This window comes from Arthrobacter sp. MMS24-S77 (genome assembly GCF_054888235.1).
Genome location: NZ_JBTZRN010000001.1, coordinates 3,005,974 through 3,020,879 on the forward strand (window position 1 = coordinate 3,005,974; position 14,906 = coordinate 3,020,879).

Genomic DNA, 14,906 nt, shown 5'->3' on the forward strand with positions numbered 1-14,906 from the left:
GTTCGCTGAATGATGCGCATCGTCCCTCCTCCCGATGCGCGCGACCCGGTGTAACCCTCCAAGTCTACCGGACGGCTCGCGGAGGAGATGCATCAGTTCCGGCGGGCCGTATCCTTGAGGGAAGTCTTGGCTGCCGTGCCTAGGCGGCCGCGGCGTCGACGATTCGCACGGTGGAGCCGTTGCGACTCTTGATCACCTGGAGCTGGCTGCTGATTCTCTGCTTCATTTCGGCAACGTGGCTGACGAGTCCGACTACCCTGCCGCCGTCGCGCAATCCTTCCAGCGCATCCATCACCTGTTCAAGGGACTGCTCGTCGAGGCTCCCGAAGCCCTCATCCACGAACAGGGTCTCGATATCTACGCCGCCGGCCTCTTGCTGGACAACATCCGCGAGCCCCAGGGCCAAGGCGAGCGAGGCCATGAAGGATTCCCCGCCGGAAAGCGTGGCGGTGTCCCGCCGCTGTCCCGTCCATTCATCCACGACTTCCAGACCCAGCCCTGATTTCGCGCCCCGGGCCGCCCTGGCGTCCGTGTGCTGAAGGGTGTAGCGGCCGTCGCTCATGGCAACAAGGCGCTCAGACGCCGCCGCCGCGACTTGTTCGAGCCGGGCAGCCAGGACGTAGCTGTTGAGGCTCATTTTGTAGCCATTGTCGCCCGCCCCCCTGGCGGTTTCGGCGAGTTCGCCGAGTACCCGGGCCCGCTCGCGGGGTTCCCGTCCCGAAGCCGCAGCTTCTTCATACCGCGAGCGGAGCGTTGCAAGGCTGGTTACCGTTCGGGCGGAGAGCCCCGCCGCGAGGGCAAGGCGCCGGGCCGCATCTTCGGCTTCATTGGCCTCCAGTTCGAGGGCGGCCAGCTCGACGGCGGCCAAGGGCATCTCGCCGATGCGGGCTTCCTTGGCAGCAAGCACAAGATCCTCGGACTCAAAAAGCTCCGCGAGACGCGCACTCTCGGTCTCGGAAGCCCTGATGACTTCGTCAAAGCGGGCGGCGTGCTGTTCGTCGAGGATCTCGCGCCGGGCATCCTCCGCTGTTTCGAAGCGGTTTGCCGAAAGGGCACGATCCAATGCCGCGGAAGCATCGTCCAGGGCCTCCCTGGCGCCGTCCAACTGGGCGTTAGCCGTGACGGCGGACTGGACAAGCTCGCGTTGCCCGGTCAATGATTCGATCCTGGCGCGGAGGGTGTCGAAGCCGTCACGAAGCCCCGAAAGCAAGGTATCGAGGGACTCGCGTTGTTCGCTCAACAGGACCAGGGCGGACTCCTCCTGGGCCGCAGCAGTGTCCTCGTGGAGTTGTTCTTCTTCCAAGCCGGAAATCCGCTCCATCACGCGGACGAGATTTTCCTTGCCCCGCTTGACTCCGTCGACCGCGAGCCGTGCCGAGGCGAGCGCGTCCTTGGCAAAGGCATCAGCGGAAGCGGCTTCCTTGGGATCGACGTCTCCGCCTTGGGCAGCGAGCACGGCGACCTCCTGCTCGGCGGACGCGAGCTCGGCCGACGCCTGGAGCAGTTCGTGCTCGCTCTCGTCATAGCGCTCGTGGGCGGATTGCTCTTCCTCGGCAAGGGCCAAGGCCGTCAGTCCGGCTGACGCTGGCGAAGGGTGCTCAGCGCTTCCGCAGACAGGGCATGCTTCACCATCATGCAGCTTGGCTGCGAGCTCGGCGGCGGCGTTGGCCAACCGGGATTCGCGGAGGTCCAACCAGAGTTGGCGGAGGTCCTGGGAAAGCGCACGGGCAAATGCGTGCCGTTTCACCGCCGCGGAGAGGGATTCGAGGGCTGCTGTGTGACGAGCCGCGGTCTTGACAGTGGTCTGTGCTGCCGTGGCTTCACTTTCGCGCAGGGGCAGTTCGAGGGCCGCAGCTTCCAATGGGCCCAGGCGGGCTTCCAAGGCAGTTGCCTCCGCGCGAAACCCTGCCAAAGCAAGGGACCGCGCCGCTTTGGCCGATTCCCGCTGCTGCGCAGCCAGTTTGAGCGAATCAAGCCTGCCAGTAATGTCCTCGAGCTTTTGTTCGTCCGCCGCCCGGGCCTCCAGGACTGCCGTGGTTTCGCGAATCCTGGCCAGGGCGGCGGCCGGGTCGCCTACGTCCAGGGAGGCCGCCAGGAGCTTCGCCGTAGCCGACTCGGCGTTCGAGACCGCAAGGTTCAGTGCATTCGAAGCACGGTCTACGGCGTCGAGCTGGCCGCCGAGGACAGCGGCCTTCCTGTGACGTCCAAGACGCTCGCGGAGTTCCTGGACTTCGGCCGCGCGGGCGGAGAGCGCTTCGTGGCGGCGCGTGGCTGCGTCGAGCTTCGCGTGCCGTTGAACCCGTTCCCGGGCAGAGTTGAGCTGATCTGCCAGCTGAAGCCGGACAGCATCGGCGGAGCTGGCAGCCTGTTGCCGCTCCAGCGATTCGGCCCTCGCCTGTGCTTCCAGGTGCCCAAGCCTGAGTTCGGGCGTAGCCAAGCCGGACACGACCTCGTGGCTATCCGGCTCCACCGATTCTTCAATGCCAAGCTGCGCGAACTCCGATTCGGCCCGCTGGAGGAGCAAGTGAAGACCGTTCTGGTTGTCCTCCACCTCTGCGCGCGCGGCGTTTGCCTGGAATGCGAGCTGCTGCTCGATGGCTTCAAAACGCTGGGTGCCGAAGAGTTTCTGCAGCAGGTCGAGCCGGTCGGAAGCCTTGGAGCGCAGGAAGGCCGCGAAATCTCCCTGCGGGAGCATGACCACCCGGGTGAATTGCTCCCGGTCCATCCCGAGGACATCACCGATTTCCGCGCCGGCTTCGTCGTTGCGGGAAGTCCTTTCTTCCCACGAACCATTGACCCGTTCGCGCAGGAGGGTTTTAGCCTGCTGGGTGGTGAAGCCTTTGCGCCCGCGGGCACTGGGCCTGTCCCACGCCGGGGAGCGGGTCACTTCGAAGCGCCTGCCGCGCGCCGAAAATTCGCAGACAACGCGGGGCTCTGCAGCCGGTTCCGCGTGGTCGCTCCGCAAGCGTTTGCCGTCCTGGCGGGCGCCGGGCACCGAACCGTACAAGGCAAAACAGATGGCGTCGAGCACGCTGGTCTTGCCGGCGCCAGTAGCACCATTCAGGAGGAACAGACCCTGGGCGCCCAGCTGATCGAAGTCGATCGACTGAACCCCGGCAAACGGCCCGAAAGCTTCAATCTCAAGGCGGTGGATTCTCACAGCTCCGCTCCTTCCAACCGGACGGTTTCCAAGGCTTCACGAAGGGCGGAAAGTTCGGTTTCGTCGGCTGGCCTCCCCCGCACGTGATCAAGGAAACCGCAGCAAACGCCGAGATCATCCTCAGCTTCGGCAAGCCTGCTGCTGTAGCTGGCCTTGGTCCTTCCCTCTGCGTCCTCCGGGTCAAAGCCCAACACCAGTGTGTCCGGGAACCGGGTGCGCAGCTGTTCCATGGCCTGAGCCGGCCGCGCGGAGTCTGTGAGGGTGACCTGGCAGTAGGCGGACTCGGCCCAGTTGTGTTCCTCGGACTCCAAAAGCTCCGCGAGCTTACCCCTGAGAATCGCCAGCTCCCGCGGTGCCGTCCACAAAACTTCCCCAACGCTCTTCAATCCGTCCACGCCGACGTCAATCAGCCACGCGCCCTTTCGGTGCCTGGCTTCGGAGAACGAATAGGCCAGCGGCGAACCCGAATAGCGGACGTGCTCCGAAAGTTCCTGGCGCCCGTGGAGATGGCCCAAGGCCGTGTAGCCAAAGCCATCGAAGAGATCAAGTGGCACGGCTCCCAAACCGCCGATGCTCAGATCGCGTTCGCTGTCCGAGGTAATGCCTCCAGTCGCGAACGTGTGTGCCAGCACTACGGAATGTACAGGTCCCGTCTCGCTTCGCCGGGCGATGTCCTCGCGGATGAGCTGCACCGCTGCCTGGGTGACATCGAAATGACTGGCGGTTGGTGTGCCGAGCCGTTCGGCGACGAGCCTGGGTTCAAGATAGGGAATACCGTAGACGGCCAGCACCGGGGCACCAGGATTGGCTGCGCCGGCGACGTTGCCGCTGCCATCCAGTGCGAACAAGACCGGGGAATCTAGGTCCTCCACGCGTGTCCTCAGATGGACTCCCCCGCGTTCCAGCAAGCGTGATGCGAACCCGAGGCGGATCGCGGAATCATGGTTGCCGCTTGTCAGGACCACCTTCGCGCCGGCGTCCGTGATCTGAACCAAGGCGTCGTCGAGAAGCTTCACAACATCCAGGCCGGGAAGGGCACGGTCATAGACGTCGCCGGCAATCAGCACGACATCGACCGACTGCTCGCGGACAACCGTCAGCAATTGCCCAATGAAATCGCGCTGGGCATCCAGCATCCCGACGCCGTGGAACGAGCGGCCCAGGTGCCAATCCGAGGTGTGAAGAAGCTTCATGTTTTCACGCTAACCGGAGGCACAGACATTTTTGGCGCGGCACGGCGGCACCGGCAATATCGGGGCCCTCCGGCAACTAATTCCGGTCTCAGTCCCGCTTGCCGTCGAAGAAATCACGGGCGGGGTCGACGTCGGGCTTGGCTTCGGCGGGTGCGGTAGCCGCAGCGGGCGAGACCTTCGCCGCGCCTTCCGAGGCACCGGCGTCAGCGTCGTCGTCGGACTCTTCGTCCCACTCTTCGGCCAGCGCGGGATCCTCGATCCCAGCAACGGCTACCGGAGCGGACTCGCCAAAACCGCGGAAGATGAGACCCGCGATCGCTGCCCCCACCAGGGGCGCCACCCAGAAGAGCCAGAGCTGCTCCAGGGCCCAGCCTGAGCTGAATACTGCGGACGCGGTGGCACGGGAGGGGTTGAAGGCAAGGTTGCCGGTGGACTGGCCCAACTGCAGCAGTACTGCCACGGTCAGGCCGACGGCGAACGGTGCGGCAACCTTGCTGGGGTTCCGCCGTGCGGTGACCCCCAGGAACACTCCTACCAGGATCGCTGCGCCGAGTACCTCTATGAGCATCACGCCGGTCAGCGGAACCTGGAAGCTGGAATGCGCACCGAACCCCGAGGTCGCGGTGTCAAAGACATTGCGGCTGTCGGTGATCCCGGGAACCGTCCGCACGACGGCGAAGATCGCCAATGCGCCGAGCAAACCACCCACAAGCTGGGCCCCCACGTAGACGGCCCCGTCCACGAGCTTCGTGCGGCCCGCGATCACGTGGCCAACAGTGACTGCCGGGTTGAAGTGCCCACCCGACAAGTAGCCGAAGGCAAGCATTGCAGCGGTGACAGCGAGGCCGCTTGCCAACGACGCCGGCATCGGAACCGCCTGGGGATTGATGAAGATGAGCACACCCAAGCCAATAACCACAAGGAACAACGTCCCCAGAGCTTCAGCGGACGCCCGGGCGATGAGCCCGGTGCCGCGGGAGGAGGGAACGGACACAGTTGTGGTCATGTCGAATGATTCCTTAGTTCGAAGTTCGGGTGGCGTGTGCGGACGCGCACGGGCAACAGCAAGCCACGCCGCAGATCGCGCGCTGTGCCCTGCAGCATCCTGTCAGCCGAGTCTGGACGCTTCCTGAATCCGAGCCTAGTCGCCCAACGCGATCGCAGCGACCGCCGCGCAGCCCAGGGCGATGATGGACAGCGCGCTTGCCAGCATAAGGACAGCCGACGCTTCGTCCGCGCCCTGGTGGAGCTGACGGGATCTAACCCAAACTACGCTGCCAAGGACGATCGTCGCAGCGGCGGCCGTCAAAGCGCAGATTCCCTGGTAGTCGAGCCCCGGTATTCCGGTGGGCACTTGCCCCGCGCCGGACTTAGCTGACAGCCACCTGCGCCAGATAAAGAGATCCACTACCAAGAGCGAAATCAGGGTCCGGCGCCAGGCGAGCGTGGTTCGCTCTGGCTGCAGCCCTGGATCCCTGGCCTCGACGCTCAACGCGCCACCAGGATCAGCACCGCAAACGTGAAGGCTGTCACGGCGACCACGATGGTCATCAGCATCATGACCCGCGAGAACGGGAGGGCTTGGTCGTTGCGCATGGCTGCTTCCATCTGTGCCCAACGTCGGTAAGCGAGCGTCGCGAGGCCTGCGCCGATGATTGAAAGCACGACGCACAGGACGATGCGCACCGGCTGCGGCGCGATGTTGGGAGCCAGCTGGTCGATCGCGACGGCGCCGGCCAGCAGCGCCAACGACGTCCGAATCCAGGCAAGGAAGGTCCGCTCATTCGCGAGGGAGAATCTGTAGTCCGGGGTCGTTCCGGTTTTCCGCCATGCGGGTTCACGCATCGTTGCCTCCTGGTTCAGGAGCCACCGTATCAGTGGGCATGTGAAGTCCGGCGAAGCAGCCGCGGTAAATTACCACTATGAGTGCTGAACCGTCCCCCTTCGCCGTGCCATCCTTCGAGTCCCGCGTCCGCGGCTGCCTGCTGGGCGGCGCGCTAGGCGATTCGCTTGGCTACGCGGTGGAATTCGACGACATGGACACCATCCGCTCCCGCTACGGTGCGGCGGGCCTCACCTCCTTCGGACAGCTCGACGGCGGCAGCCACTTTTCGGACGACACCCAGATGACGCTGTACACCGTGGACGGCCTCGTGGAAGCACTTGAGTGGGCCAACGACGGCGTGGCCGCCGACGAAACGGCATGCCTCTGGCTGGCCTACCTGCGCTGGCTCGCCACCCAGGACGTGGCCTTGCCGGCATCGGCCCCCGTTCCCCAACCCCGTTGGATTGACAGCCAGGACGTGCTCCGGCACCGCAGGCATCCGGGCAGAGCGTGCCTGAGCGGGCTCGCGACAGGCGACATGGGGACTGTCTTCCGTCCCGTCAACCCGGATTCGAAGGGCTGCGGCACCGTGATGCGCTCTGCGCCCTTTGGCCTGGTTCCGCACATTTCCGAGGCCGCGGTCTACAAGTTGAGCACCGATGCCGCATCCTTGACCCACGGGCACCCTTCGGCGCGGCAGAGTGCCGGCGCCTTCAGCGTGTTGGTGCACAAACTAGCCACGGGCGCGGATGTACGGACTTCGGCTGAACATGCTTTGAGCGTAGTAGCAGCATTGCCGGATCCAGCCCCGGAACTGTTGGACCGTCTCCGCCAGGCGCTGGAACTATCCTTCACCGGCCCCGTGCTCGGCCCGGAGGAACTCACGGCGCAACTGGGCGAAGGGTGGGTCGCGGAGGAAGCACTCGCCGTCGGGCTCTATGCCGTGTTGGCGACCGCCGCCGCGGCCGGGGCACCGCTCGATCCGGCCGCCCATTTCCGCCAGGCGGTGGCCGTCGCGCTGAACCACAGCGGTGACAGTGACTCCACCGCGTCCATCGCGGGCAATATCCTGGGGGCATTCCATGGGGAGGCCGCCCTGCCTTCGGACTGGCTAGAAGCCCTTGAGGCGCCGGAGGTCATCCGCGGGATGGCACAGCAATTGATTGCCGTCACAGTCGGCTAAGAAAAGCCGGTTCAGGCCTGGCGAAGTGCGATGTTGTTGCAGGCTTCGCAGACTTCCTCGGGAATGAGGCCGCGCTTCTGCAGGAAGCCGAAAATGGCGCAGCCAAGGCAGAATCCCACAAACGACTCGAGGGACGCCGCGACAATCAAGAGGGCAAGCAGGATCCAGGCTCCCAGCGCGAAATCGGCGAAGAAGAGAACCACTGCCGCTGTACTCAACACGGCGCCGATTCCTTGTGCGAAGCGCTTGGGTGGGCCCGGGACAAGCTTGGCCGGACCGACTCGGGGTGCCAGGACCTTGACGGACAACAAGGCAAACGGCGAGATCCTCGGCCCGAACAGCACACGCAGCCAGAAACCGGCCGCAATCAGCACGAGCCCCCAGCCAAGGCCGGTGAGGATGGTAGCCGCCGAAGCCAAAACCACAAGGCCGGCCGTGATCCTTGCGGCGTACTCGTTGACAGGATTGGGGAAAGCGAAGACGGTGCGCCAGCCGGTGGCCGCCGGAGCCGGCGTCCCTGTGGTGAGCCGTGCAGTATCGGCCTGCTTTCCCTGTGTCATGGCTCAAGGCTAGGAGTGCAGGCACGCAACAGGAAGCTTTGTTGCTCCGTATGAATATTGACGCTGCTAGCTTCCGCCGACCATCTGCAGGAACTCTCCCTCGGAAAGCACCTCGATCTGCTGGCCGCGGCTATGCAGCTCCAGGACCCGCTTGGCTTTGCCCGTCAGGCGACCGTTCCGGAGATCGCCCGCAACGAAGCCGTCGCCCACCACCAGGACCGTGGTCCTTCCCGTGACTCGGCTCTCCGGACGGGCACCCATCTCGGCTGCCCGTTGTTTCGCTTCCGGCCGGGCGATGGCGAGTTCACCGGTGAAAACTACAGTCTGGCCGAACAGCGGGTGGCCCGGTTCCGCCGCAGGGTTGGGCACCGGATTGGCGCCCTCTTCCGGCCAGTTGCTCCAGGCTCGCCCAAGTTGGCCGGCGCCATTCCCGACGCCGGAGCGGCCGGAAAGTTGCGAGCCGGACCCGACGGCCGCGAGCGCAGCCAGGGTTTGCTTGGACAGGCCGTCTCCGGGCTGGAAGGCCTGCTGTTTGGGCAAGGCCAGGCCGAGGGACAAGTAAAGCTCGGCAATACTGTTCGCGTTGTTCCTGCCGGCAATATCGACCAGGATCCCCGCACAGGCCCGGGCGTCCTCGGCGGCATCATGATGGTTGACGAGGGGCACGCCGGCCTCTTCGGCTGCGTAGGGCAAGGAATTGGACACCAAGGAGTAGCAGCGCCTGGACAACATCACAGTGCAAACGTATTCGTAGGCCGGTCCGGGCAGCCCGGACACTTCAAGCCCGGAACGAATGACGCCGAGGTCGAAGGCGGCATTGTGGGCTGCCAAAATATCCCCGCCGATGAAAGCCCCGATTTCGGGGAAGAGTTCGCCAAAGCGTGGAGCGCCGGCGACGTCCTCAGCCCGGATGCCATGGATTCGCGTGTTGTGGTACTCGAAGTAGTCATGGTTTTCCGGTGGGCGCATGAGCCAGGAGGCTTCCTCCACCACCACTCCGCCGCGGACCTTGCTCAGGCCAACCGAGCACGGCGAGCCCCTGAAGCCGTTCGCAGTTTCAAAGTCGATCGCCGTAAAGTCCAATGCCACTGGTCAAGGTTACAGGCCCCGGGGACCGGCAAAGTCCTTCGGTGCTGCCCGTCGAGCACGCGTCCATACCGCCCCCGCCTTTTGCCCTAAGCTGATCTATGACTGGGGATAATCAGCATGCTTAGCATTCAGCATAAGTGAAGAGCAGGAGAACAAAATGAGTTCTGTGGATTCCACTGAACCTGAATCCCGCGAGACCCCGGCGAGCAACACCAAGCCAGAAAACTCCTCCGGCGGCGATCTGGCTCCTTCGGGCGCGAAACGCTCGCCGATCCGGCGGTTCCTCGGCTTGCTCGGCCCGGGCCTGGTCACGGGTTCGGCCGACGACGACCCTTCCGGGATTGCCACCTACGCCCAGGCTGGTGCCACCTTCTCCAACGGCATGCTCTGGACCGCTCCTTTGACCTTGCCGATGATGATGGCGGTCCAGGAAATCTGTGATCGCACCGCCCTGGCCACCGGGGACAGCCTGGGCAGGCTGGCGCGCCGGAAGTTCTCGCGCAAGCCACGTGTGGTGATCGCAATCCTGATCGTGGCCTTGCTCGCGGCGAACACACTGAATGCGGCGGCGGACCTGATGGCAATAGGGCAGGGCATGGAGATGCTCGGGGCCGGTCCGGGCCACCTCTGGAGCGCGGTCGCCGGTATCGGCATAGGGGTTGCCCTGATGGTCGGCGGGTTCGACATCATTTCCAAAACCTTCAAGTGGCTCTGCATGGCCCTGCTGGCGTATGTGGCGGTGCTGTTCGTGGCCAAAGTGGACTGGGGTGACGTCGTGGCCGGCACGCTGGGCCTGCAGTTCCGGTTCAGCTGGGACTATCTGGGCCTGATCGTTGCGATCTTGGGCACCACCATCTCTCCGTACCTGTTTTTCTGGCAAAGTGCGCAACGGGTCGAGGAGTTGAGGGAAGATGACCTCGGCGGGGACAACGCCGTCGGGCTGGACGACAGCTCCGCGTCAGCCGCCCATCGCAAGCTCCGCAACGCCCGCGCCGACGTATTCATCGGCATGTTCTTCTCCGTCTTGGTCATGTTCGCCATCATTGCGGCTACCGCGGCGACCCTTGGCAAGAACGGCACGGACGTCAAGACAGCGGCAGACGCCGCCAAAGCGCTCGAACCTATGTTGGGTCCGGCCGCCAAGTTCCTTTTCGCAGCTGGCTTTATCGCTTCCGGAATCCTCGCCGTCCCTGTCCTGGCCGCGGCGGGCTCCGCCGGTCTGGCAGGCTTGCTCGGAAAGGAGTGGGGCTTCGATCGTCGCCCCAGCAAGGCACGCACCTTTTACGTGCTGTTAGGCGTGGGAACGATCGGCAGCGTCATCATCAGCTTCCTTGTCTCCGATCCCATCGGACTGCTGATCCTGAGTGCCATCATCAACGGGATCGCCGCTGCCCCGTTCCTCATTGTCACCATGCTCATTTCCAGGGACAAAGACCTCATGGGCAAATACCGCAACGGAAAACTTGCCGCCACATTCGGCTGGTCCACCACCGCCATCGTGGTCGTCGCCGGCGCCGTCGGCATCTGGACAACCGTCACGGGCTCAGCCTAGGACCATTCGAAGCCCTGGCGCCTCGGCCTTTTGGAAGGCCGCTCTCCTGGAGGCTGTAGCTCTAGGGGATCCACAGGGTATCCGCCCCGGCGGGCTTGTCAGTCGTGACCTGTTGCGAAGCGGCCTGCATCGACGCATGTTCATGGAGTCCTAAGCGTCCGCGTAAGCGAGGCTGCTGGAAAGTTCGCGGTGGGCGGCAGCCAGGGCAAGCAAGTCCTCGGCCCTCTGTTCGAAGACACCCACAGCGTCGGCGCCGGCGGCGAAGCGCAGCGGTGGTTCCTCCAGCTCGGCCAGTTGGATCAGGGCCTCGGCGAGTTTGGCCGGGTCTCCACCCTGCAAGCCGTTCATGCCCTTCCACGACGTGACGGTCTGTTCGGTGCGCTCGGCGTAGTCCTGAATGGTGGATTCGACGTAGCTGGTGGATTCCGGAGTGAGCAGCTCCGTGCGGAAGAACCCGGGTTCCACGAGCATGGTGCGGATCCCGAACGGTGCGATTTCGGGGGCCAGGGACTCGGCCCAACCCTCGACGCCGAACTTCGACGCGGCGTAGGCGGCCAGGAACTCTCCGCCTGCGATGCCGGCTGTTGAGGAGATCGTGACGACCAGGCCCGAGCGTTGGGCCCGGAGTACCGGCAAGGCCGCGCGGGTGACGTTCACGGGCCCGAACATGGTGGTTTCGATCTGTGCCCGGAAGTCTTCCGGGGTGATTTCCTCGAAGAACCCGGCGTAGAAATTGCCGGCGTTGTTTACGAGCACGTCGATCCGGCCGAACCGTTCGACGGCGGCTTGGACGGCGGCCGTCGCGCCAGCCGGGTCGGTGACGTCGAGTTTCACGGCCAGCAGATCTTCGCTTTCGCCTACGGCCTGGGCGACTTTTTTCGGGTTTCGGCCGGTGGCAACCACGGCGTGACCGGCGGCCAGGGCCGCCTTCGCGATGTCGGACCCCATACCGCGGCCCGCTCCGGTAACGAACCAGACCTTCTTTTCTCTCATGTTCCTGGGCTATGTGTTTCTGGCTGCGAATGGGAATGCAGGCCAGGAACGGTGAATCCACCGGCGGGATCGCCGGCGGCGGGTGGTTCGGGTGGCGGGGCAACCCAGCTGGCGAGGAACGCCAACGCGTTTTCGGACGCAGAGCCAGGCTCCGCGGTGAAGGTGAACAGTGTCTGACCCTCATCACCGGGAAGGTCCAGCGTCTCGAACTGCAGGGACAAATCCCCGGCGACAGGGTGGTGGAAGCGCTTGGTCCCTGTGGTGTGGATCCGCACGTCGTGTCCGGCCCATAACGCGGCGAACAGCTCGCTGCGCGTGGTCAGCTCCCCAACCAGTTCGTTCAACGCCCGGTCGTCGGGATTCCGCCCCGCTTCCGAGCGCAGCATCGCGACCGTGGTCGCCGCGACCCCGCGCCAATCGGGGTAAAAGTCACTCGCGCCCCGATCGAGGAAGAGGTAGCGCGCCTGGTTGGGCGACCGGCCCGAAGCGTCCTGTCCAGGCCGGGCGGCGAAGTTGAACACTGGCCCGTATAGCGCCCGGCCTAAGAGGTTTGCAGCCAGCACGTCGGAACGACCGTTCTGCAACATGGCGACCGCTCCGGTCATCCCGTCCAGCAGGCGCAACACTCCAGGACGGACCCGCTGCTGCTGCGGCCGGCGCGGCGTCCGACGCGACGGAGCGTTGGCCGTCCGCGCCAGATCCATCAGGTGTGCCCGCTCGGCCTCGTCCAGCTGAAGGGCGGAAGCCACAGCCTCGAGAACAGCGTCCGAGACGCCGCGAATGCTGCCACGTTCCAAACGGGTGTAGTAATCCGTGCTCACCCCGGCGAACTGCGCCACTTCCTCACGGCGCAGCCCCGGGACACGGCGCAGATCCCCATACACGGGGATGCCGGCCTGCTCCGGGCTGATCTTCGCTCGACGCGAGATCAGGAACTCACGGATTTCGTCTCTTCTGTCCACATCCACAACGCTACGCACGTCAGGCGACGCGTGGCAGTGTCTGCTGTACACCCCCGGAACGGTGACGTGTCAAGGGCCCGACGGCGGTTGTCCCGTACCCTTGAAGGGTGACCCTTTCTGCGATGAACGACTTTGCCGTATCCACTTTGGGGGGCGCAGGACCGGTGCAGCCGCACATGTCCGCGCTTCTCCCCGACTGGTTGAACCCGGATGTATTCCTCCGCGACTCCCCCTTGGGCTCCTTGGTGGTGCTGCTCGTATGCGGCATCGTCTTCGCAGAGACCGGACTTCTGGTCGGATTCTTCCTGCCAGGCGACTCCATGTTGTTCACGGCCGGCCTGCTCGTGGCCACCGGCGCCATCCAGTTCAACCTTTGGGCCATGTGCGCAATGATCATCGTGTCTGCGATCATCGGGAACCAAATGGGCTACCTGATCGGGGCGAAAGCCGGTCCCGCCATCTTCAACAAGCCAGATTCAAGGCTCTTCAAGCGCGAAAACGTCGAGAGCGCGCACGCCTTCTTCGAGAAGCACGGTGGCAAGGCCTTGGTCCTGGCCCGCTTCGTACCGATCATCCGCACCTTCGTCCCCGTGATCGTAGGCGTCGCCAAGATGGACAAGCGCAAGTTCTTCCTCTTCAACGTTATCGGCGCCGTGCTGTGGGGCGGCGGCGTCACGCTTCTGGGCGCCTGGTTGGGTCAGTATGAATGGGTCGGCAAGAACATCGACATCATCTTCATGGTGATCGTTCTGGTCTCAGTGATCCCCGTCGCCGTCGAGGTGATCCGCGGATTCCTGGCGAAGCGCAAAGCCGCGGAAGGCGGAACAGCACCCGTCGAAGAATTCATCGAAGAGCACGAAGCCGGCAAGCGCGGCGAAAGCTAGCCCACAGGCATAAACATGAGGCACCCCGCAGTTCAGCACAGCGGGGTGCCTTTGTCGTTAGCGCGTGCGCTAGCGCAGGGCGTCCACGATGGCCGGAAGCAGCGCACGGAACGCCTTGCCACGGTGGCTGATGGCGTTCTTCTCCTCGGAACTCAGCTCGGCGCAGCTGCGGTCCAAGCCCTGGGGCTGCAGCACGGGGTCGTAACCGAACCCGCCCGCACCGCGAGGTTCACGCAAGAGGGTGCCTTCCAACTGGCCGTATTCCACCACCTCCCGCCCACCGCCGTCGACGGCGTCCGGTACCGCGAGCGCCGCAGCGCAGACAAACGCCGCTCCGCGGTGTGCATCGGGGACGTCGGACAATTGCGCCAACAAGAGCTGGAGATTGGCGGCATCGTCACCATGCCGGCCGGACCAACGGGCCGAGAAGATGCCGGGGGCTCCACCCAGCACGTCCACCGCGAGCCCGGAATCATCGGCAATAGCCACCAGTCCCGTGGCTTCAGCCACGGCCCGTGCCTTGAGCAGGGAGTTCTCGGCAAAAGTCACCCCGGTCTCAGCAACGTCCGGGGCTCCGGCCGCAGCTGCGTCAATCACTTGGGTATCAACGTCGAGTCCTGGCACCTGCCCCCTGAGGAGTTCCCTGAGTTCGCGCAGTTTGCCTTTGTTGTGGGTGGCGAGAACGAGTCGCGGCGCAGCCCTGGTCATTGCCTCGCTCACGGGGCCTCGGCCAGGGTCTCGCGCTGGATTGCTGCCAACTCCCCCGTGCCGATGAGGGCAAGGTCCAGCAAGGCATTCAGTTCATCGCGGTCGAACGGGGCACCCTCCGCGGTTCCTTGGACCTCCACGAACTTCCCCGAGCCCGTGACCACCACGTTCATGTCGGTTTCGGCGCGCACGTCCTCTACGTAGGGCAAGTCCAGCATGGGGATGCCGTCGATGATCCCTACAGAGACGGCAGCGATGGTGTCGATCAGCGGCTGCGCGTTCTTGGCGATCATCTTGTTCTCCCGGGCGAAGCGGATCGCTTCGGCGAGCGCCACGTAGGCGCCGGTGATCGCTGCGGTGCGGGTGCCGCCGTCGGCCTGCAGGACATCGCAGTCAAGCACGATTGTGTTCTCGCCCAGGGCCTTGGTGTCGATGATGGAACGCAGCGAACGGCCGATCAGGCGCGAAATTTCGTGGGTGCGTCCGCCGATCCTGCCTTTGACGGACTCACGGTCGGAACGGGTGTTCGTGGCCCGCGGCAGCATCGCGTATTCGGCCGTGACCCAGCCGCGGCCTTCGCCTTTGAGCCAGCGCGGAACGCCCTCGGTCAGGGAAGCCGTGCACAGCACCCGAGTGTTGCCGAATTCGATCAGGGCCGAGCCTTCGGCCTGCTTGGACCAGCCGCGTGTGATGCTGATGGGGCGGAGCTGATCAGGCGTGCGGCCGTCGGCACGGATGACAGGGACAGATGTGGCTTCGGAAGTCATACTGCAAGCTTAGCGATCCCCCAGCCTCCG

The 14,906-nt window shown here is 64.7% G+C and carries 14 protein-coding genes; 3 read left to right on the top strand and 11 right to left on the bottom strand.

What is annotated here, in order from left to right; genetic code table 11:
* Positions 1 to 139 precede the first annotated feature (139 nt).
* The 5 genes from ACX5I4_RS13735 to ACX5I4_RS13755 form a co-directional block, all read right to left on the bottom strand.
* Complete coding sequence (locus ACX5I4_RS13735; RefSeq protein ID WP_461837137.1) at positions 140 to 3,160, bottom strand: AAA family ATPase; 3,021 nt, start codon at positions 3,158 to 3,160, stop codon at positions 140 to 142.
* Entirely contained in the window at positions 3,157 to 4,353 is a 1,197-nt protein-coding gene (locus ACX5I4_RS13740; protein WP_461837138.1) for an exonuclease SbcCD subunit D, read from the bottom strand. Before ACX5I4_RS13740 ends, ACX5I4_RS13735 begins: the two co-directional genes overlap by 4 nt.
* A gap of 88 nt (positions 4,354 to 4,441) precedes the next feature.
* Entirely contained in the window at positions 4,442 to 5,359 is a 918-nt protein-coding gene (locus tag ACX5I4_RS13745; protein ID WP_461837139.1) for an MIP/aquaporin family protein, read from the bottom strand.
* Positions 5,360 to 5,494: 135 nt separating this feature from the next.
* Entirely contained in the window at positions 5,495 to 5,845 is a 351-nt protein-coding gene (locus tag ACX5I4_RS13750) for a DUF202 domain-containing protein (protein WP_461837140.1), read from the bottom strand.
* Positions 5,842 to 6,198 carry a YidH family protein gene (locus ACX5I4_RS13755; RefSeq protein ID WP_461837141.1) on the bottom strand — a complete coding sequence of 119 codons (357 nt, stop codon included), beginning with the start codon at positions 6,196 to 6,198 and terminating at the stop codon, positions 5,842 to 5,844. The genes ACX5I4_RS13750 and ACX5I4_RS13755 overlap by 4 nt, the downstream gene beginning before the upstream one ends.
* A 77-nt stretch (positions 6,199 to 6,275) precedes the next feature.
* On the opposite strand from ACX5I4_RS13755, the gene ACX5I4_RS13760 reads away from it, so the two are divergent.
* Positions 6,276 to 7,361, top strand: a complete 1,086-nt coding sequence (locus ACX5I4_RS13760) for an ADP-ribosylglycohydrolase family protein (RefSeq protein WP_461837142.1) — start codon at positions 6,276 to 6,278, stop codon at positions 7,359 to 7,361.
* An 11-nt stretch (positions 7,362 to 7,372) separates the two neighbouring features.
* Here ACX5I4_RS13760 and ACX5I4_RS13765 read toward each other — a convergent pair whose 3' ends face one another.
* Positions 7,373 to 7,921 carry a DUF4395 domain-containing protein gene (locus ACX5I4_RS13765; protein ID WP_461837143.1) on the bottom strand — a complete coding sequence of 183 codons (549 nt, stop codon included), beginning with the start codon at positions 7,919 to 7,921 and terminating at the stop codon, positions 7,373 to 7,375.
* A 66-nt stretch (positions 7,922 to 7,987) separates the two neighbouring features.
* Positions 7,988 to 9,010, bottom strand: a complete 1,023-nt coding sequence (locus tag ACX5I4_RS13770; RefSeq protein ID WP_461837144.1) for a 3'-5' exonuclease — start codon at positions 9,008 to 9,010, stop codon at positions 7,988 to 7,990.
* Between the two features lie 157 nt (positions 9,011 to 9,167).
* Here ACX5I4_RS13770 and ACX5I4_RS13775 point away from each other — a divergent pair, with 157 nt between their 5' ends.
* Positions 9,168 to 10,562 carry an Nramp family divalent metal transporter gene (locus ACX5I4_RS13775; RefSeq protein WP_461837145.1) on the top strand — a complete coding sequence of 465 codons (1,395 nt, stop codon included), beginning with the start codon at positions 9,168 to 9,170 and terminating at the stop codon, positions 10,560 to 10,562.
* A 150-nt stretch (positions 10,563 to 10,712) separates the two neighbouring features.
* Here the strand turns inward: ACX5I4_RS13775 and ACX5I4_RS13780 are convergent, their stop codons facing one another.
* Both ACX5I4_RS13780 and ACX5I4_RS13785 read right to left on the bottom strand, forming a co-directional pair.
* Positions 10,713 to 11,555: an SDR family oxidoreductase gene (locus ACX5I4_RS13780; RefSeq protein WP_461837146.1), complete on the bottom strand. Its 843-nt coding sequence runs from the start codon at positions 11,553 to 11,555 to the stop codon at positions 10,713 to 10,715.
* On the bottom strand, positions 11,552 to 12,517 hold the full coding sequence (locus ACX5I4_RS13785) for a helix-turn-helix transcriptional regulator (RefSeq protein WP_461837147.1): 966 nt from the start codon (positions 12,515 to 12,517) through the stop codon (positions 11,552 to 11,554). The genes ACX5I4_RS13780 and ACX5I4_RS13785 overlap by 4 nt, the downstream gene beginning before the upstream one ends.
* A gap of 122 nt (positions 12,518 to 12,639) precedes the next feature.
* Here ACX5I4_RS13785 and ACX5I4_RS13790 point away from each other — a divergent pair, with 122 nt between their 5' ends.
* Positions 12,640 to 13,401, top strand: a complete 762-nt coding sequence (locus tag ACX5I4_RS13790; RefSeq protein ID WP_461838731.1) for a DedA family protein — start codon at positions 12,640 to 12,642, stop codon at positions 13,399 to 13,401.
* A gap of 69 nt (positions 13,402 to 13,470) precedes the next feature.
* Here ACX5I4_RS13790 and rdgB read toward each other — a convergent pair whose 3' ends face one another.
* Entirely contained in the window at positions 13,471 to 14,109 is a 639-nt protein-coding gene (gene rdgB / locus ACX5I4_RS13795) for an RdgB/HAM1 family non-canonical purine NTP pyrophosphatase (RefSeq protein WP_461838732.1), read from the bottom strand.
* 8 nt (positions 14,110 to 14,117) lie between these two features.
* Positions 14,118 to 14,876, bottom strand: a complete 759-nt coding sequence (rph, locus tag ACX5I4_RS13800; protein WP_078108499.1) for a ribonuclease PH — start codon at positions 14,874 to 14,876, stop codon at positions 14,118 to 14,120.
* Between the last annotated feature and the right edge of the window lie 30 nt (positions 14,877 to 14,906).